An 18,045-nucleotide genomic window follows, 5' to 3' on the forward strand; every position below is an offset into this window, starting at 1 on the left:
TATGACCGGCCGCTATTGCACGCTCAACGCCACGAAGCGCAACTCGCCTTCGCCGTTGGCGACCATCAGCAGCACCGACTTCTTGCCGTCCTTCTTGAGCTGATCGACCCGCTTCTTGATGTCGGCGGCGCTGCCGACCGCCTCCTGCGCCACCTCGACGATGACGTCGCCCGCCGACAGCCGCTTTTCGGCGGCATCGGAGGCGTTGTCGACGCCGGTGATGACGACGCCCCTGACGCTGTCCTTGATCTTGTACTTGCTGCGCAAATCCTTGCTGAGCGCGGCGAGATCGAGGCCGAGCGCCTTTTGCGTCACCAGCTTCTCGGCCGGTTCTTCCTTGGCCTTGGCGGACGCCTGCTGCGCCTTTTCATTGTCCTCGAGACGGCCGAGGGTAACCTTGCGGGTCTCTTCCTTGCCTTTGCGGATGATCACGACGTCGACTTCCTTGCCGACCGCAGTGTCGGCCACCACCCGCGAGAGATCCTTGGGGTCCTTGACGTCCTTGCCGTCGAACCTGACGACGACGTCGCCGGGTTCGATGCCGGCCGGCTTCGCCGGCCCCTTGTCGTCGATGCCGGCGACCAGTGCGCCGCGGGCAGGCTTGATGTTGAGGCTTTCGGCGATTTCCTCGGTGACCGGCTGAATTCGAACGCCGAGCCAGCCGCGGCGCAATTCGCCGAACTGTCGGAGCTGGTCGACCACGCCGGCCGCCGTCTTCGACGGCACCGCGAAACCGAGGCCGATCGAGCCGCCGGTCGGCGAGATGATCAGCGTGTTGACGCCGACCACTTCGCCTTCGAGGTTGAACAGCGGCCCGCCGGAATTGCCGCGATTGATCGACGCGTCGGTCTGGATGTAGCTGTCGTAGGGCCCTTGGCTGATGTCGCGGTTGCGCGCCGACACAATGCCGGCGGTGACCGACCCACCGAGGCTGAACGGATTGCCGATCGCGATCACCCATTCGCCGAGCCGCAGCTTGTCGGAATCGCCGAACTTCACCGCGGTCAACTGCTTCACCGGCTTGAACTTCAGGACCGCGATATCGGTCTTCTTGTCGACGCCGACCAGCTCGGCCTTGATCTTGGTGCCGTCGTTCATGATCACGTTGATTTCGTCGGCATCGGCGATGACGTGATTGTTGGTGACGACGACGCCTGCGGCGTCGATGATGAAGCCGGAGCCAAGCGAATTGGTCTTGCGCGGCTGCATCTCCCCGCCCCTGTCGCCCCCCTTGGGAGATCCGCCACGCCGGTTCTTGAAGAAGTCGTCGAAGAACTCTTCGAACGGCGAGCCCGGCGGCAATTGAGGCATTGCTTCCCGGTTACCGCCGCCCTTGGCCTCGACGTTCTGCGAGGTGGAAATGTTGACAACGGAATCGATCACCTTCTCGGCGATGTCGGCGATGCCATCAGGCCCGCGCGCGCTGACGGGCGTCGCAACCAGAAAGCTGGCTGCCCCGAGCGAGATGGCAATCCCCATCAGGCGCAGGCGACGGGTCAAGGCGGGTCTGGCACCGGTCATGTCAGGGTGTCTCCAAGGGATATCGGAACGGGCCCACAGTGCGCCCGAACGGGTCCGAGGCGCAAGCATTTGGGCCGGTCAATTCGGCGAAAAACCGACCGGCGACGGCTCACGATTTCGTTTTCACGACAGCCCATTGCGGGGGTTTCGATCGCCGGCGTTCCGGGCGCCTAGCGAGCCGAATCTCTTCAGGGTCTTGTCCTTCGGAACATCCCGGAATGACGGTGAATGCCTAGCGCCGGACGAACCAGATCAAGAGCAAGCCCACGACCGCCGAGGCGATGCCGACGATCCGCAGGATGTTGTCCGGCGTTGCCAAGGCGCTCTTCATGGCCCGGCGCATCCAGGCCGGGCTCGCTGCGAACATCAGGCCTTCCAGCACGAAGAGGATACCCAGGCCGATGAGGAAGTCGGCGAACGCAATGGACCTCATCGGATGACTTCCCCCGCTAACCGAGCTTTTTTTATTTCAGCGAAGCGGACAACCGCTTCGCTCCACTGACATGTCCGGCCGTAGTCTTTAGGGCTTCGGCGCGGCCGTCAGCGGACGGCCGGACGGATTGGCGAAGAAGCGGAAGAACTCGGAATCCGGGCGCAACAGGAAACGGGTGTCGTTGGAGCGCAGTCCGGTTTCATAGGCGGCCATGGAACGGTAGAAGGCGAAGAAATCCGGATCCCGCCCATAGGCCTCGGCAAACAGCCGGTTGCGTTCCGCGTCGCCGACGCCGCGCGTCTGGTCGGCGGTCGAATTGGCCTCGGCGATGATGACGGTCGCCTCGCGGTCGGCCCTGGAACGGATCTCCTGCGCCTTCTGGCCGCCCTGGGCGCGGAACTCGGCGGCCTCGCGCTGCCGCTCGGTCTGCATCCGCTGGTAAACCGCCTGGCTGTTGGCTTCCGGCAGATCGGCGCGGCGGATACGCACGTCCACCAGCTCGATACCGTATTGGTCAGCCTCCTTGTCGAGTTGCTCGCGGATGCGCGCCATCAGGAGTTCGCGTTCGTCACGCACCACATTGATAAACGTCGCCCCGCCCAGCACCCGGCGCAACGACGCGTTGAGCAGCGTGGTAAGCTGGAGGTTGGCCGCCGGGATCGAGCCGACGCTCTGATAGAACCGCAGCGCGTTCTTGATGCGATAGCGGGCGAAGGCGTCCACCACCAGCCGCTTCTGGTCCGAGGCGATCACTTCCTGGGACGGATTTTCAAGGTCGAGGATGCGCTTGTCGATCGAGATCACGGTGTCGATGAACGGCGCCTTGAAGTTGAGGCCGGGTTCGGTGACGACGCGCACGGGCTCGCCGAGCCGCACCACCAGCACCTGTTCGGTCTGCGCGACCGTGAAGACCGAGCTGTAGCCGACGATGATGACGACAAACAGCAGGATCAGGGCGACAACGCCTGTAACGGGGGATTTCATCGGTTGCCTCCCTGCTGGCTGGCGGCAGGCGGCGCCGGCGGACGCCGCGGCGTCAATTCACTGAGCGGCAGATAAGGCACGATGCTCTGCGCGGAATTGCCACCGTCATAGACCAGCTTCTCGGCCCCGCCGAGGATCCGCTCCATCGTTTCCAGATAAATTCGTTGTCGCGTCACGTCGGGCGCCTTCCTGTACTCGTCGTAGACTTTCTGAAAGCGCGAACTCTGACCCTTGGCCTCGGCGACCGCCTGCTCCTTGTAGCCTTCGGCGACCTGCAATATCTGCGCGGCGCGTCCGCGGGCGTCGGGAATGACGCGGTTGGCATAGGTCTGCGCCTCGTTCTGCAAGCGCTCGAAGTCGGCGCGCGCAGCCTGAACGTCGCGAAACGCGTCGATCACTTGCGCCGGCGGATCGACCTTCTGCATCTGGACCTGAGTGATCTGGACACCGGCTCCGTAGCCATCCAGCGTCTTCTGCATCAGTTCCTGCACGCCTGCTTCGGTCGTGGTGCGGGCGCCGGTGAGAATCGGCTGGATGTTGGAGCGGCCGATCATCTCGCGCATCGCGCTTTCGGCCACGGCCTTCACGGTGCCTTCGGGGTTCTGGATGTTGAAGAGATAATTGCCGACGCCGTCGGGCTTGATCCGCCACAGCACGGTGAAGTCAACGTCGACGATGTTTTCGTCGCCGGTCAGCATCAGGCTTTCTTCCGGCACGTCCCGCATGGTGCGGCCGCGCCGCCCCGGATCTTCGGTCAGCGTCATGCCGATCGAGATGGTGGAGACGCGCAGCGCCTTCGGCAGCAGAACGGTTTCGATCGGATAGGGCAGATGATAGTTGAGGCCCGGCTGTACGGTGCGCACATGTTTGCCGAAGCGCAGCACGACTCCGAGTTCTTCCGACTGCACGCGGAAGAAGCCCGACAATCCCCAGATCGCCATCGCGCCGATCAAGACCAGTGCGACGCCCATGGCGCTGAAATGACCGCCCGGCAGCAGCTGCTGCAGCCGGTCCTGGCCGCGCCGCAGAAGGTCCTCGAGATCCGGCGGCCTTGGCCCGGCCGACTGCGGACCCGAGCCCCACGGTCCCTTGGGACCCGAGCCCCACGGGCCCCCGCCTTGATTCTTCCACGGCATGAAAAACTCTCCTTCGCGAAGCCCGGGTCCGCCTGTTGGGCAGAATGCCCGACCTCGCCTATCCGCCCGGCTTTATAGGGGACCGCCGGGGGCCTTACAACGCAAGCTTCCCGCTCGAAGCAGCTATGCTTGACGCCGAATTTGTCAATGTAAACATTGGCGAGCGCGGTTAACGCGGCTGGCGCCGGCGATATGTCACATAGGAGAAGTCGGCGCTATCGCCGGGACCGGCCTGATTCCGCACCCGCGCCGCCTCTTCCCAGCGAGTTGCATCGATTGCGGCCAGAAGCGTATCGCCTTCGGGCTTGGCATGCACCTCGGTCACTTCCAGGCGATCGGCGCGATCCATCGACTGCGCGTAGATTTCGGCACCGCCGATGACCGCGATCTCAGTGGCGAAACGCCGCAGAGCGTCCCCCAAGGCGACCGCCATGCCGTCCGCAAGCGAATGCGTCACCACGACGCCGTCGGCACGAAAGCCCTTGTCGCGCGTCACTACGACATTGGTCCGTCCCGGGAGCGGCCGGCCGATCGAGGCGAAGGTCTTGCGGCCCATCACCACCGGCTTGCCCATGGTCATCGCCTTCAATCGCGCCAGGTCGGATTTGAGTCGCCACGGCATGGCGCCGTCGGCACCGATGACGCCATTCTCGGCAACCGCGAAGATGAGGACGATTTCCACTAGCGCGCTCCCTGCGCCAATGCCGCCAGCGCCGGACCGCCGACACGGAAAACCGTCCACTCCTGCACCGGGACCGCGCCGAGCGATTTGTAGAATTCAATCGACGGCGTGTTCCAGTCCAGCACCGACCATTGCAGGCGGGGCCAGCCGTTCGCCACACATTCCCTGGCGAGATGCGCCAGCAACGCCTTGCCGATACCCTTGCCGCGCAGCGTCGGGCGGACGAACAGGTCTTCCAGATAGATCCCGTGCTGGCCGCTGAACGTCGAGAAGTTGACGAACCAGACCGCGAAGCCGGCCACCTGGCCGCTGAACTCGGCGATCTCGCAGAACAGCCGCGGGGCGCCGCAAAACAGCGCCGCGTCCAGATCGGATTCGGTCGCGCGCACTTCGTGCGAAAGCTTTTCGTACTCGGCGAGTTCGCGAACCAGCGAAAGGACAAGTCCGGCTTCACCCTTGCGCGCGCGGCGGATCAGCAAGGTCATTCAGTCGCTCGCGCCGCGGCTCATACCGCCACCTCGGCCTTGATATGCGGATGCGGCTCGTAGCCCTCAAGCGCGAAATCCTCGTAGCGGAATCCGAAAATATCCCTGACGTCAGGGTTGATTTTCATGACCGGCAGCGGGCGGGTCGGCCGCGTCAGTTGCAGCCGCGCCTGTTCGAGATGGTTGACGTAGAGGTGCGCATCCCCGAGCGAGTGCACGAAGTCGCCGGGTTTCAGGCCCGTCACCTGCGCCACCATCATCGTCAGCAATGCGTAGGAAGCGATGTTGAAGGGCACGCCGAGGAAGACGTCGGCCGAGCGCTGGTAGAGCTGGCAGGACAATTTGCCGTTGGCGACATAGAACTGAAACAGGCAGTGGCACGGCGGCAGCGCCATTTTGTCGACGTCGGCCGGATTCCACGCGCTGACGATCAGCCGCCGCGAATCCGGGTTGCGCCTGATCATGTCGATGACGTTGGATATCTGATCGATGCTGCGCCCGTCCGGCGCCGGCCATGAGCGCCACTGCGATCCGTAGACCGGGCCGAGATCGCCATTGGCGTCGGCCCATTCGTCCCAGATCGAAACCCCGTTGTCCTTCAGATATTTGATATTGGTGTCGCCGGCGAGAAACCACAGCAATTCATGCACGATCGCCTTCAGCGGCAGCCGCTTGGTGGTCAGCATCGGAAAGCCGGCCGACAAATTGAAGCGCATCTGGTGACCGAAGATCGACAGCGTTCCGGTGCCGGTGCGGTCCTGCTTCTCCGCGCCGTCGCTGAGGATTCGTTCGAGCAGATCGTGGTACTGGTTCATGGTCTGTGGTTCGGGGGCTTCGGGAGCGCGATTTTAGCGGCCGGCGCCGGCGCCGCCGATTCGGCACCTTCATGCCATTATACCCGGAAAAAGGAACGTTCCACCGCCAAACGACAAGGGGCGGAACCTGGGTCCCGCCCCTCGCCCGATGTCAGGATTATGTTGGCTAATTTTGGACCGGTTTCAGCACCGGCGTCCACTTGGCGATTTCCTTGTTCACCAGCGCGCCCAGCGCTGCGGGGGTACGCTCGGCGGCCGCGGGGATGACGCTGCCGAGATCCAGCAGCCGCTTGCGCACGCCCTCGTCATCGAGCGCCTTGACGACCGCCTCGTTCAAGCGGGCGACAACGGCCGGCGGTGTTCCCTTGGGTGCAAAAATCGCGTTCCACGCCTGGGCCTGGAAGGCCGGCAGGCCGGCCTCGGCCGTGGTCGGGACGTTTGGCAAGGACGGATTGCGCTGGGGCGTCGCGATGGCATAGGCCTTGATCGTGCCGCCGTTGATCTGCGGGACGGCGTTGACGATCTGGTCGCACATGTAATCGACCTGACCGCCGACAAGGGCGTTCATCGCCGGCCCGGTGCCGTTGAAGGGAACGCCGGTCGGCTTGATGCCCAGAATTGAGTTCAGCAACTCGCACGACACGTTCGAAACCGAGCCGACGCCGGCGTGCGCCGCGTTGACCTTGGCTTCGTTGGTCTTCACATACGCAACGAATTCCTTGAGGTCCTTTGGCGGGAAATCCTTGCGCGCCAGGATCAGGATCGGGGTTCCCGCCAGCAAGGCGACCGGCTCGAAATTCTTCTCCGGGTGGTAGGCCAGATTGGGATAAAGCGGCACGGAAGCGGCGTGGGTGCCCATATGCCCTGTTATCAGCGTGTAGCCGTCATTGGCGGCGCGCGAGGCGCGCGTCGTGGCGGTGGTGCCGCCGGCGCCGACCACATTCTCGATAATGATGGTCTGGCCGAGCGTTTGCGCCATATGGCCGGTGACGATGCGCGAGATGACATCGGTCGGACCGCCCGCCGCAAACGGCACGATCATGGTGATGCTGCGCGTCGGATAGGCTTGGGCCTGCGCCTGCGAAGACGGCAAGCCCAAAACGGCCAGCGCCGCCAGAAATCCGCCCGCGACTGAGCGACCATAACGCTTCATCTTGATCTCCCAAAGTTCGTTGTGATGCCGGACCTGCCGGCCGTTCTTTTCATGGCCTGGTTCTTGGCACATCAGCCAACCCAGGGTCGATCAGACCTTCGGACTGTGACGCACCGTCGCAGGTCAGTTTTCCGACTCAACAAACACCTCGTCCCGTTTCTTGCGCAGCGAGGGCAGGATCGCCAGCACGAGCAGTGCGGCGGCGAGAACCATCAGCACCGCCGAAAGCGGCCGCGTCAGGAACACGCTCCAGTCGCCGCGCGAGATCAACAGCGCCCGGCGCAGGTTCTCCTCCATCAGCGGTCCCAGCACCATCCCGAGCAGCAATGGCGCCGGCTCGAAATCGTGCTTGATCAGCCAATAGCCGAGCAGCCCGAATCCGCCGGCGAGCATGACGTCCGTCGGGGCGTTGTTCACCGAATAGATGCCGATGCAACAAAAAACCACGATTGCCGGAAACATCAGGCGATAGGGCACCCGCAACAGCCGTACCCAGATCCCCACCAGCGGCAGGTTGATGATCAGCAGCATCAGATTGCCGACCCACATCGAGGCGATCATGCCCCACACCAGTTCCGGCTGCTTCTGCATCACCTGGGGGCCCGGCACGATGCCGTGGATGGTCATCGCACCGACCATCAGCGCCATCACGGCGTTGGGAGGAATGCCGAGCGTCAACAGCGGAATGAACGAGGTCTGCGCCGCGGCGTTGTTGGCGCTTTCGGGCGCCGCCACGCCTTCGATCGCGCCGCGGCCAAAACGCGACGGATTCTTCGATATCTTCTTTTCGAGCGTGTAGGCCGCGAAAGATGCGATCACGGCGCCGCCGCCCGGCAGGATGCCGAGGATCGATCCAAGCGCAGTGCCGCGCAAGATGGCGGGGGTCGAATCCTTGAGATCCCTCACCGTCGGCATCAGCCCCGAGACTTTTTCCTGAACCAGTTTGCGATCGGTTTCGCCGCCGGCATCGAGGTTGCGGATGATCTCCGCAAAACCGAACAGGCCCATCGCCACCGTTGCGAAGCCGAGGCCATCAGCCAGTTCGGGAATGTTGAAAGCCATGCGCGACGCGCCGGTTTCGATGTCGGATCCCACCATGGACAAAAGCAGCCCGAACACGATCATTGCGATCGCCTTCAGCACTGACCCTTTCGCCAGAACCACCGCAAAGATCAGTCCGAGCACCATCAGCGAGAAATACTCGGCAGGCCCGAACGCCAGTGCGAGCTTGGTGAGCGGCGCGCCGAGCACGGCAATCAAGACCGTCGCGACGCAGCCGGCAAAGAACGACCCGATCGCGGCGATCGCCAGCGCCGGTCCTGCGCGACCTTGCTTAGCCATCTGAAAGCCGTCGAGCGCAGTGACGACCGAGCCGGCCTCACCGGGAATATTGACCAGGATCGAGGTGGTCGAGCCGCCATACTGCGCACCGTAATAGATGCCGGCCAGCATGATCAGCGCGCCCACCGGCGGCAGGCCGAAGGTGATCGGCAGCAGCATGGCGACAGTGGCGATCGTGCCGATTCCCGGCAGCACGCCGACCAGTGTTCCGACCAGCGCACCGATCAGGCACAGCAGGATGTTTACCGGGATCGGGATGGAAGCGCCGCCAAGAAAGGCGGGGCTCCACTGCACGAGCTGGAAAACGACGCCGAAGCCAAGCCCAAGATTTGAAAAGAGATCGCCCATCGTGCCCTCAGCGGATCAAGAAAGACGGCAGGAGCTGCAATGGCAGGCCGAGCGCGTAAGGAAACAAAAGGCTGCAAAACGTGGTCAGACAGACGCCGACGATGAACGTCTCCGTCCACCGTGTCTCCGGTGTTCCGCAGGCAGCGATCATGAAGCTCGTCATGGCGGCAAAGATCATTCCCATCGGCCGGATGGTGACGGCAAACGTCAGGATCGCGAGCGTCACAAACAATGGACCGCGCCAGTGATACTTGGCGAGGTGGGCCCCTTCGGTCAAAACCCCGACAACGGTGACGGCGGCGCCCAGTCCCAGCAGCAGAAACGCGAACATCCGCGGCGCCGTGCCGGCGCCGAACGAAAACCCGCGCATTCCCTGTAGATCGCTCGACGCCCAAAGCGCGAACAGGGCAATCGCCATCAAGGCGATTCCGCCAACAAAATCCTGCGGGCCGCGAACCCATCTCGGCATGATAGATTTGACCGGCGAATGGCCCGGCGTAGCGTTCATGTCTCTCTCCCCCCAAAGCCGGGCTTCTTGCCCGTTGTTTGGATCACCCGGATACTTGTCCCTGTCACTGCCTAGCATTTTTCTCACATAACGCCAGCAAAACCCAAGCCGCGGTCGGCCCGCAACGCCCGGAGCTTTAGGCCCGCGCCAAGGCTGGATACGCCGCAAGGCCGAGGTAGGGCCGCCACGCCTTGCGACGCGGCTGCCGCCTGCCAGCATTGCCAGCCCGGATGCCGTCCCCGGACGGCCCCTGTTTTTCTCCCGGATTTAGCCCTATATTGGGGATGCCGGTTCGCCGGCTATGGAAATAAATGACCGTCGCAATAAACCATTCGGACCCGGGGGCAGTACCCGGCGCCTCCACCGAAGCCCACCAATCGCGGGCGGGCTTCGGCGGGGGCGAACCAGGATCGACGAGGGCGTAAAGGGCGCGTTTTTTCCCGGTATGGTTCCGCCGTTATCGGGCTATGCAATAGTTGCAAACGACAACTATGCTCCGGTTGCTCAGGCTGCGTAACGCAGTCTGAAAGACCAAGTCTGAAGTCCTGACGGGTTAAGCTCCGTCAGGCGGGGTCCGGAGGCACCTGGCAACAGAAGCCTCCACCTCATTCTTTTGCCTTTGGCCGCCCCGGCGGCGGGTTTCCGCCGCAAATTCGGCCCGTCACGGCTGCTGACCTGCGGCCGGCGGCAGGATACGATCAGTCTAACAGGGCGAGTCGGGCGACCGGCGGCCACTCAACGCAACAGGACACCCATGGCGACCGATCACATCCGTTATGACGTGCTGGCGCGCGACGCGCTGCGCGGCGTGCTGCGAAGCGTACTGACCGACGCGGCCGAGCACGGGCTGCCCGGCGAGCATCATTTCTTCATCACCTTCATGTCCACCGCCGAGGGCGTCAAGCTGTCGCCGCGTCTGCTTGCGCAATATCCGGAGGAGATGACGATCATCCTGCAGCACCAGTTTTGGGACCTGGTGGTTACGGAAGATCGTTTCGAGGTTGGCCTGTCGTTCGGCGGCATCCCGGAGCGGCTGGTGGTGCCGTTCGCGGCGATCAAGAGCTTTCTCGATCCTTCCGTTCAATTCGGCCTGCAGTTCGAGCCGTCGGAGGCGGCGACTGAGACGCCGGCGGCCAAGCTTCCCGCGGTTGCCCCCCCGTCCGCCCTGCCCGTCATCGAACCGGCAGCTGCCGCCGAAAGGGGCGATGCGCCGGCGAAGCCTGGCGACGGCGCGGAAGTGGTGCGGCTGGATCGTTTCCGCAAGAAATAATCCGCGCGCGAGAAAGTCGGCGATGCGGTAGTGTGGATGTCCCGCCATTGGACGGCGCAACGGACGTTATGCATGGCCCGACGGGTGACATCCGGCAGAAAATCCACCCGCCGCGAAACCGACAGCTTCGGTCCGATCGAGGTGGCCGCCGACCGCTACTGGGGCGCCCAGACCGAACGCTCGCGGCGGAACTTCAAGATCGGCCAGGACCGCATGCCGATCGCAATCGTCCATGCGCTCGGCATCGTCAAACTCGCGGCTGCGCAAACCAATCAGGAACTCGGTCAGCTCGACGCGCGCCGCGCCGGGGCCATCATCCGCGCCGCGCGCGAGGTGATCGAGGGCAAGCTCGACGAGCACTTCCCCCTGGTCGTATGGCAGACCGGCTCCGGCACCCAAACCAACATGAACCTCAATGAGGTAATCGCCAACCGCGCCAACGAGATGCTCGGCGGAGAGATCGGCGCCAAGGCGCCGATTCATCCCAACGATCACGTCAATATGAGCCAGTCCTCAAACGATTCGTTTCCGACCGCAATGCATGTCGCCGCGGCCGGGCGGATCGTCACCGACCTGATCCCGGCCCTGAGCGAACTTCATCTCGAATTGCGCAAGAAGGAAAAGGCGTTCGCTGCCATCGTCAAGATCGGGCGAACCCATACCCAGGATGCGACGCCCCTCACCCTGGGGCAGGAATTCTCCGGCTATGCCGCGCAGGTCGAGAACGGCATCGCGCGGCTGCAGGTGGCGGTGAAGGAACTGTTCCCGCTGGCGCAGGGCGGCACCGCCGTCGGTACCGGTTTGAACTCGAAACCTGGTTTTGCCAAACGGTTCGCCAGGCACGTCGCGAAAATCACCAGCCTGCCCTTCACCAGCGCTCCCAACAAATTCGAGGCGCTGGCGTCGAACGACGCCTACGTGCTGGTGCATGGCGCGATCAATTCGGTCGCGACCGGCCTGTTCAAGATCGCCAACGATATTCGCCTCTTGGGATCGGGTCCGCGTTCCGGCCTCGGCGAGTTGATCCTGCCCGAAAACGAGCCGGGCTCCTCGATCATGCCCGGCAAGGTCAACCCGACCCAATGCGAGGCGATGACCATGGTTTGCTGCCAGGTGTTCGGCAATCAGACCACCATCACAGTGGCCGGTAGCCAGGGTCATTTCGAGTTGAACGTCTACAAGCCGGTGCTGGCATATTGTATGATGCATTCCATAGAACTGTTGGCTGATGCTGCCCGCTCTTTCAGGGAACATTGCGTGGCCGGTATACGAGCCGACGAAAAGCGCATCCGCGAGTTGATGGAACGTTCTCTGATGCTGGTCACCGCGCTCGCGCCCAGGATCGGATATGACAACGCTGCAGCGGTCGCCAAGGCCGCGCATGCTCGCGGAACGACGCTGAAGCAGGAGGCCGTGCGGCTTGGGTTTGTGGACGCCGCGGAATTCGACCGGCTCATGCAACCGGGCAAGATGACACGCCCAGGCTGATTGCAGCGGACCGGGAAACTACGGAAGCAGGCAATTATTTTTGCAACCAAGCGCCTAAAGATTGTAGTGCATCAAACTATCGCCGTTCCGCCGACATATTGCAAAAAGCACGGATTGTTTGGTTTTCGAAGAGCGAAATTTGACTTTTGATGCTATCAGAGCACATCGCACGGGGATCCCCGATGACGGTCGTCTTTGCTTGCGCGCCGCCCGATGGCTTTCTTCTTGCCGATGAATTTCGCCTGCGAGTCGCCGGATGAGGGATACGGGAATGGGCGATCTGGTCAACTTCAAGCGCTTCAAGAAGCGTAGCGAGCGGCAGCAATCGGCCAGCGAGGCCGACGCCAACCGCGCGCGGTTCGGCCGGACCAAAGCCGAACGCGTACGCGACGAACATCAGAAGGACCGCGCCAACAATGTGCTGGACCAGCACAGGATCGAAGACGGAGACGCATCATGAAGTCGCCCGTCGTCAAACGCTCGATCGTGGTAGGCGGTCACAAGACCAGCGTCAGCCTGGAAGAGGCCTTCTGGAACGGCATGAAGGAAATTTCGGGCCTGCGAAACATGACATTGTCGGAGCTGGTGGGCGAGATCGACAGCAACCGTCAGCAGGGCAATTTGTCCTCGGCAATCCGGCTTTTCGTGCTCGACTATTTCCGAACCCGCGCAATGCCCGCCGCCGCACAGGAGGGGCAGCGTTCGCAGGCTTAGATGCATGCGGATGCCATTGCCTTCGCGCCCCCAGGCACCGTCGCCGGACGATTTAACTCCAATCCCGATCAATTGCTGTTTTGCAACGGCGGACGCGGCGGATTGGCGACCTGCGGCGTCAGCGCCAGCGGCGGACGCGGTTTCGGCTTTGCGGCACCCGCGGCGGGCTTGACATCGATCGGAGGCGGTAGCGGCGCAACCTGCGGCTGCCCGCCGGCTGGCGATGGTGCTAACGGGGCGCTGACAACCGGCGGCGCGCGCGGCGCTGCCGGCTTCGACTTCTGCGGAGATCGCCGCGGGTCGCGGCCGGGCAGCGGCACATGGGTCAACGCCTCGCCGGGTGGGATCGCCTCCGGCGTGGGTCCGTGCGCATCCACGGGCAGTGATATCGGCGCCGGCATGGCCGGCGGTGGCTCGCCCCGTTCAATGGCGTCGAGCCTCCGGGTCTCGTAATCGATCGCCCGCACTGCCAACCAGGATGAAAACGCGGTCACGTCAATGCTTCGCGTCAGCGCATCGGGCGTGCCGACGGCAAACAGCTGGATCTCCGGTCGCCCGGCCGTCATCGTCAGGGCGAGCGCGGCGCGGATATCGGCCTGATCGGCGGGAACGTCGTATCCACCAGAAACAACGGCACGCACGCCGTTGCCGTCGAGCGTGGTGGCGCCGACGCGAACGCGGCCGTCCCGGATGATGAAAGGTATTTGCGCCGACGGTATTGCGAGCGCGCCGGCCGAAAGCGCCGCCTCGACGATCTGCGCGAGCCTCGCGCCATCCCTCGCCTGCCCGCTGTCGTTGGCGCGAACTCCTGCCTCGAAGGCGCGCGGGTCGAGCCCGGCGATCCTGGCCTGCTCCAGCGTCAGCGTTCCGCTGCCGGACAGCGCCCCCGACAACGCCGAAGCGCTACGGCCCTGGCTCGTCAATGTCATCTGCATCGAAGCCCGGCCCGCGGGCATTGCGAGGTTGCGATAGCGCAGCGACGTGCCGTCGACGCCGCTGAACTGAACGCTGGCGTTCAGCATCGTGCCATTGGCTCCCGGCCTGGCATCGACGCTGGCGGTGACCTCTCCACCGCCGATCTTGCCCTGGATGGAATCGAAGGTCAGCGAACGGCCGTCGCTCTTGATGATCCCGCTTACCGGCTGAATTTCGCTTCCGCCCGGAAGCAGTCCCTGCAACGCCTGAAACGCGATCCGGCCGCGCCAGCCCTTCATCAGCCCGGCCCCGAGCGGCTCGGCCGCGTCATGTCCGGCCGCGCCCAGCGCAAAGGCAAAGGCCGGCGCCAGTGCGAGCCGGTCGGCGCCGATCTCGCCCTCCACCTCCTTCTCATGCGCCAGATTGACCGCCAGCCGACCGCGCAGGCGCGCACCGCCGATGCTGCTGTCGAGATCGTCGAAAGTCAGCCGGCCACCGGCAAGGACGACGCGCGCGGACAGGCCTATGTTCTGCGCCAGCGTATCTGCCGGCCTGAGACCGAGCAGCGGGCCGAGATTGGCGCTGCGAACCTTCAGGGAGAGATTGGCCTTGGCGTCCTGCGCCCACGGTTCGGCCGAACCCTCCGCTTCGGCATCGAGCCCCGTACCTGCTATCCGTGCCTTGAGCCGCAACGCAGCGCCCCACGCGCCCGTCGCCGTCCCCTCGAATTGCGCCGGGCCGTCGCCGGCTGCAACGGCGCCATCGAAACCAAGCAACGCCAGCAGCGCGCGGCCTTGCCCGGACGACCATTTCGCCTCGATCCCGACTTCGCTGCGTCCGAGCGCGGCCAGATCAACGCCGGTGATCGCTGCGACGGGCGGCCTGGCGGTGAGGGTGGCGCGGCCCTTGAGTTGCGGCGAGTCGAGGTCGACGACGGCGCGCGCCTGGGCGCGATCGGCCTGCCCGGGATGATTATCGAGATCGAGCGACAGTTTCAGGCGCGCCGGCCCCGGGCTGGAGCCCATCGCGTCGAGCCGCGCTGCCAGCGAAGGCGCAAACGGCGCGATCAAACCCGTGAGCCGCGCGAGCGAGGCGGCGCCGGAGTCCAGCGCGAGCCTTCCGGACGCATTGACGCGGTCGAAACTTCCCGCGCCTTCCAGCGTCACGCTGTCGGGCTGGCCGATCTTCAGCTGGTCGAGCGATATCCTGTTCGGCGAATAGCCCAGCCTGGCGAGCAACGGCCTGAGCTCCTGCCCGGCAGAAATGGCCTGGCCGATGTCGAGCGAAAGCTGCCCCTCATCCGGCCACTCGGCCTGGGGCCCCGCCAGCGACCGTGCAACCGCCGTGGCGGCGTCGAGATCGAGACGCTCCGCTTTCACTTCCGCAACGATCCGGGAACCGCGATCTGGCCTCCGGTGCGACACCGCAACGCGCCCCTCCACGGTGCCACCGTCGATCTCGGCCTTCATGGCGTCGATGACAAAGCCATCCGACGCCATGGTGACGTCGCCGCGCAGTCTCAGCGGTTTCTGGCTGCGATAGCCGATGTCGCCGCGGCCCTGCAGCCAGGTCAGCAGCGCGTCGGGGTCGGTCGATTCGATGTTGATGCCGGCCTTGAACTGGTCCAGTCCAACATTTTTCGCACCCGCCTCGCTGAGTGAGACTCGTGTCGCGCCGGGCGCGCGGAATTCCAGCCTGTGGACCCGCCAGGACCCGGCGTCACCGTGCAACTGGGCGGCAATATCCTGCAACGGGCGCCCCCCGAGCATGACCTGTTCGGAGGCGAGCTGGATCTGCGAGGGCAGCGGCAGATGCGGAATTCCCGCGGTCAGGGCCCGCAAAGCCGGCCAGGCCCGGACCGGCTCGGCCGGATTGTTCGCAGAGCTGTTCTTCGCCGAGTTGCTGGTAGAACTGGTCTTGGCGACGAACCGGTCGGCGTCGAGCTGGCGCGCCGACAGCGCCGCGCGCAGCAGCGGCGTCGCGCCGAAGCGGATATCGCCGGCGCCGGAAAGCTTCAGCGCCCGCTCTTCCGCGCCATAGGTCAGCTCGACCTGTTCGAGCCGGGCCGCCGAATAGTCGGCCCTGACCTTCGCGGCGATGCGCCATGGCGTCTCCTCGTCATTGCCTTTTTGGGCGGGAGCGGCGAACGAGAGCGCGCCCTCGAAACGTGGCGCGCGGGCCTCGAAGGTCAGGACGCCATCGAGATCGACCGCCAGCGCGCGCTGGCCCGGATCGATGTTCAGATGAATCCGGGTGCCGTTGCCGTCGGGGCCCTGCCCCGACGAGACGCGAAACGGGTAACGCGTGTCCGACAGCATGAAGGTGCCGTCGCCGCGGATCGAGCCGGCGAGCGAGCGGACGTCGCCGCTGAAGACGATGTCGTTGAGTTCGAGCGTGCCACGGCTGGCCGCATCATGCAGGGCGATGCGGCCGGTGAGATTCAACCGATCGATCGCCAGCGAGCCCAGATTGAACGCACCGGTCGAGGCCGGCCAGTCGATCCGCCCTCGGGAATCCAGCCCAAGATCGAGCGACATGCCGTTGATCGTCAGTTCGGTGGCGCGCACCTCGCCGCGCATCAGCGACCCCAGGCTGAATTCCACATCGAGCTTGTCGGCGCGAACCTTGCCGAGGTCGTTGGCGCCGCCGACCACCACGGAATGCAGTTGCAACGAGGGCGACGGCAGCAGCCGGGCGTCAAGCTTGCCCCCGACGCGAACCGGCGCGCCGATGATCCGCGTCGCCTCGGCCTCGAACTGCGGCCGAAACTGGTTCCAGTCAATGAAGTACGGCCCGACAAGCGCGGCGATCAGCGCGATGATGAAGGCGATTGCCAGGCCGAGCAGCGTCGTCTGCACGGTGTCTCCCCTTGAACCGCCCCGGCGCAGGCCGCGTCACGCCGAACCCGGTGCCGGAGCAACCCGGAATATAGAGACAAGTGTGCCGAAGTCACAGCGCCATCGCGAGCTGCCCCGATTAGACCGAATCAGGCGGGGAAACGCTGCCCGGAACCGTTACCAGCTCGCGGGCAAGCGCTTCAGGCCGCGCAACACGAAGGTCGGCCGCCATTCCGGATTGACCGCGTCATCGAGCCGCAGCTCCGGGAGCCGGCGCAACAGGGTCGAGATCGCGACCTCGGCCTCGATCCGCGCCAACTGGGCGCCGAGACAGAAGTGAATGCCGCCGCCAAACGACAGCGGCCTGACGTTGGGCCGGGCGATAACGAGGCGCTCAGGGTGATCTGGATAGACCGCAGGATCGTGGTTGGCCGAGCCGAGCAGGCACAGCACGGTCTCGCCCTTCGGGATTCGCTTGCCGCCGAGGTCCTCGATGTCCTCCAGCGCCACCCGGCCGGTCAGTTGCACCGACGAATCGTAGCGCAGGAACTCCTCGATGGCGTTGGTGATCAGTTGCGGGTTGGCCTTCAGCAGTTCGAGCTGATCGGGATTGCGATGCAGCGCCAGCAGGCCGTTGCCGATCAGGTTGACCGTGGTCTCGTGGCCTGCGCCGAACAGCAGGATGATGTTGGCGGTCAGCTCCTCGTTGGAGAGCTTGCTGCCGTCTTCCTCGGCCTGCACCAGGAGGGTGATCAGGTCGTCGCGCGGATCCTTGCGCCGCAGCTCGAACAATTGCTGGAAATACATCGAGGCCATGGCGTTGGCGGCGTTGCCTTTCTGGATTTCCTCGGCCGACAGCGGCACCGGGTCGAGCAGCCGTCCGCCGTCGCGCGAACTGGCGTAGAACACCTCGCGATGGTCTTCGGGGATTCCGAGCATGTCGCAGATGATGGTCACCGGCAGGCGGAACGCGAAATCCTCGATCAGGTCCATCCTGCCCTTGGGAATGATGCGGTCGAGCGTCTCATCGACGATCTGCTGGATGCGCGGGCGCATGTCCTCGACCCGGCGCGCCGTGAAGGCTTTGACCACCAGCCCGCGCAGACGGGTATGGTCCGGCGGATCCTGCTGCAGCATCCAGTGGCTCATGCTGCGGAACACCGGCTCGTCCATGATTCTGGGGCCGTAGCGGCGGATGGTGCGGTTGACGTAGTCCTTGCCGAAGCGCTTGTCCCGCATCACGAGGCTGGCCTCGGCATGGCGGCTGGCCACGTACATGCCGAGCGGCGTCAGGTGCACCGGATCGGTGGCGCGCATGCGCGAGTAATGCGGATAGGGATCGCGGATGAAATCGGGGGACAGCGGGTCGAACAATGGCGCGCTGCTCGCGGCCTGAACATGCTCGTTCATGGTGA

Annotated in this window: 16 protein-coding genes and 1 other RNA gene; 5 read left to right on the top strand and 12 right to left on the bottom strand. The window is 64.5% G+C overall.

Annotated elements, in window-relative coordinates; genetic code table 11:
• Positions 1–12 precede the first annotated feature (12 nt).
• The 10 genes from Q0D31_RS09230 to Q0D31_RS09275 form a co-directional block, all read right to left on the bottom strand.
• The gene (locus Q0D31_RS09230; RefSeq protein ID WP_291848781.1) at positions 13–1,521 is read right to left on the bottom strand and encodes a Do family serine endopeptidase; all 1,509 of its coding nucleotides are present in this window, start codon (positions 1,519–1,521) and stop codon (positions 13–15) included.
• A gap of 232 nt (positions 1,522–1,753) precedes the next feature.
• Positions 1,754–1,954: a DUF2065 domain-containing protein gene (locus Q0D31_RS09235; protein ID WP_291848784.1), complete on the bottom strand. Its 201-nt coding sequence runs from the start codon at positions 1,952–1,954 to the stop codon at positions 1,754–1,756.
• Between the two features lie 87 nt (positions 1,955–2,041).
• On the bottom strand, positions 2,042–2,938 hold the full coding sequence (locus Q0D31_RS09240) for a protease modulator HflC (protein ID WP_291848787.1): 897 nt from the start codon (positions 2,936–2,938) through the stop codon (positions 2,042–2,044).
• Positions 2,935–4,074, bottom strand: coding sequence for an FtsH protease activity modulator HflK (gene hflK, locus Q0D31_RS09245; protein ID WP_291848790.1), 1,140 nt, complete (start codon positions 4,072–4,074; stop codon positions 2,935–2,937). The genes Q0D31_RS09240 and hflK overlap by 4 nt, the downstream gene beginning before the upstream one ends.
• A 169-nt stretch (positions 4,075–4,243) precedes the next feature.
• Positions 4,244–4,756: a dihydrofolate reductase gene (locus Q0D31_RS09250; RefSeq protein ID WP_291848793.1), complete on the bottom strand. Its 513-nt coding sequence runs from the start codon at positions 4,754–4,756 to the stop codon at positions 4,244–4,246.
• Entirely contained in the window at positions 4,756–5,241 is a 486-nt protein-coding gene (locus tag Q0D31_RS09255; protein WP_291848796.1) for a GNAT family N-acetyltransferase, read from the bottom strand. Before Q0D31_RS09255 ends, Q0D31_RS09250 begins: the two co-directional genes overlap by 1 nt.
• Positions 5,242–5,261: 20 nt before the next feature.
• The gene (locus Q0D31_RS09260) at positions 5,262–6,056 is read right to left on the bottom strand and encodes a thymidylate synthase (RefSeq protein ID WP_291848799.1); all 795 of its coding nucleotides are present in this window, start codon (positions 6,054–6,056) and stop codon (positions 5,262–5,264) included.
• A 166-nt stretch (positions 6,057–6,222) separates the two neighbouring features.
• Complete coding sequence (locus Q0D31_RS09265) at positions 6,223–7,209, bottom strand: tripartite tricarboxylate transporter substrate binding protein BugD (protein WP_291848802.1); 987 nt, start codon at positions 7,207–7,209, stop codon at positions 6,223–6,225.
• 123 nt (positions 7,210–7,332) lie between these two features.
• Positions 7,333–8,898 (bottom strand): tripartite tricarboxylate transporter permease, encoded by a 1,566-nt coding sequence (locus tag Q0D31_RS09270; protein ID WP_291848805.1) that lies wholly within the window; start codon positions 8,896–8,898, stop codon positions 7,333–7,335.
• 7 nt (positions 8,899–8,905) lie between these two features.
• Complete coding sequence (locus Q0D31_RS09275; RefSeq protein ID WP_291849182.1) at positions 8,906–9,406, bottom strand: tripartite tricarboxylate transporter TctB family protein; 501 nt, start codon at positions 9,404–9,406, stop codon at positions 8,906–8,908.
• A 247-nt stretch (positions 9,407–9,653) separates the two neighbouring features.
• Here Q0D31_RS09275 and ssrA point away from each other — a divergent pair.
• The 5 genes from ssrA to Q0D31_RS09300 all read left to right on the top strand — a co-directional run bounded on the left by ssrA (position 9,654) and on the right by Q0D31_RS09300 (position 12,878).
• Positions 9,654–10,011: a transfer-messenger RNA gene (gene ssrA / locus Q0D31_RS09280) on the top strand.
• A gap of 149 nt (positions 10,012–10,160) precedes the next feature.
• The gene (locus tag Q0D31_RS09285; RefSeq protein WP_291848808.1) at positions 10,161–10,676 is read left to right on the top strand and encodes a ClpXP protease specificity-enhancing factor SspB; all 516 of its coding nucleotides are present in this window, start codon (positions 10,161–10,163) and stop codon (positions 10,674–10,676) included.
• 72 nt (positions 10,677–10,748) lie between these two features.
• Positions 10,749–12,164 carry a class II fumarate hydratase gene (gene fumC, locus Q0D31_RS09290; protein WP_291848811.1) on the top strand — a complete coding sequence of 472 codons (1,416 nt, stop codon included), beginning with the start codon at positions 10,749–10,751 and terminating at the stop codon, positions 12,162–12,164.
• A 271-nt stretch (positions 12,165–12,435) separates the two neighbouring features.
• The gene (locus tag Q0D31_RS09295) at positions 12,436–12,624 is read left to right on the top strand and encodes a DUF4169 family protein (protein WP_291848814.1); all 189 of its coding nucleotides are present in this window, start codon (positions 12,436–12,438) and stop codon (positions 12,622–12,624) included.
• Positions 12,621–12,878: a ribbon-helix-helix domain-containing protein gene (locus Q0D31_RS09300; RefSeq protein WP_291848817.1), complete on the top strand. Its 258-nt coding sequence runs from the start codon at positions 12,621–12,623 to the stop codon at positions 12,876–12,878. Before Q0D31_RS09295 ends, Q0D31_RS09300 begins: the two co-directional genes overlap by 4 nt.
• Before the next feature lie 68 nt (positions 12,879–12,946).
• On the opposite strand, the gene Q0D31_RS09305 is transcribed toward Q0D31_RS09300, so the two are convergent.
• Both Q0D31_RS09305 and Q0D31_RS09310 read right to left on the bottom strand, forming a co-directional pair.
• Positions 12,947–16,651: an AsmA family protein gene (locus Q0D31_RS09305; protein WP_291848820.1), complete on the bottom strand. Its 3,705-nt coding sequence runs from the start codon at positions 16,649–16,651 to the stop codon at positions 12,947–12,949.
• Between the two features lie 156 nt (positions 16,652–16,807).
• Complete coding sequence (locus Q0D31_RS09310) at positions 16,808–18,040, bottom strand: cytochrome P450 (protein WP_291848823.1); 1,233 nt, start codon at positions 18,038–18,040, stop codon at positions 16,808–16,810.
• Positions 18,041–18,045 lie beyond the last annotated feature (5 nt).

The sequence above is a fragment of the Bradyrhizobium sp. genome (genome assembly GCF_022844465.1).
Classification (GTDB): Bacteria; Pseudomonadota; Alphaproteobacteria; order Rhizobiales; family Xanthobacteraceae; genus Bradyrhizobium.

Coding starts and splice junctions, on each gene's coding strand:
- Q0D31_RS09310 (WP_291848823.1), bottom strand. CDS start 18,040: ATGAACGAGCATGTTCAGGCCGCGAGCAGCGCGCCATTGTTCGACCCG.
- Q0D31_RS09295 (WP_291848814.1), top strand. CDS start 12,436: ATGGGCGATCTGGTCAACTTCAAGCGCTTCAAGAAGCGTAGCGAGCGG.
- Q0D31_RS09265 (WP_291848802.1), bottom strand. CDS start 7,209: ATGAAGCGTTATGGTCGCTCAGTCGCGGGCGGATTTCTGGCGGCGCTG.
- Q0D31_RS09240 (WP_291848787.1), bottom strand. CDS start 2,938: ATGAAATCCCCCGTTACAGGCGTTGTCGCCCTGATCCTGCTGTTTGTC.
- Q0D31_RS09230 (WP_291848781.1), bottom strand. CDS start 1,521: ATGACCGGTGCCAGACCCGCCTTGACCCGTCGCCTGCGCCTGATGGGG.
- Q0D31_RS09235 (WP_291848784.1), bottom strand. CDS start 1,954: ATGAGGTCCATTGCGTTCGCCGACTTCCTCATCGGCCTGGGTATCCTC.
- hflK (WP_291848790.1), bottom strand. CDS start 4,074: ATGCCGTGGAAGAATCAAGGCGGGGGCCCGTGGGGCTCGGGTCCCAAG.
- Q0D31_RS09300 (WP_291848817.1), top strand. CDS start 12,621: ATGAAGTCGCCCGTCGTCAAACGCTCGATCGTGGTAGGCGGTCACAAG.
- Q0D31_RS09275 (WP_291849182.1), bottom strand. CDS start 9,406: ATGAACGCTACGCCGGGCCATTCGCCGGTCAAATCTATCATGCCGAGA.
- fumC (WP_291848811.1), top strand. CDS start 10,749: ATGGCCCGACGGGTGACATCCGGCAGAAAATCCACCCGCCGCGAAACC.
- Q0D31_RS09260 (WP_291848799.1), bottom strand. CDS start 6,056: ATGAACCAGTACCACGATCTGCTCGAACGAATCCTCAGCGACGGCGCG.
- Q0D31_RS09255 (WP_291848796.1), bottom strand. CDS start 5,241: ATGACCTTGCTGATCCGCCGCGCGCGCAAGGGTGAAGCCGGACTTGTC.
- Q0D31_RS09270 (WP_291848805.1), bottom strand. CDS start 8,898: ATGGGCGATCTCTTTTCAAATCTTGGGCTTGGCTTCGGCGTCGTTTTC.
- Q0D31_RS09285 (WP_291848808.1), top strand. CDS start 10,161: ATGGCGACCGATCACATCCGTTATGACGTGCTGGCGCGCGACGCGCTG.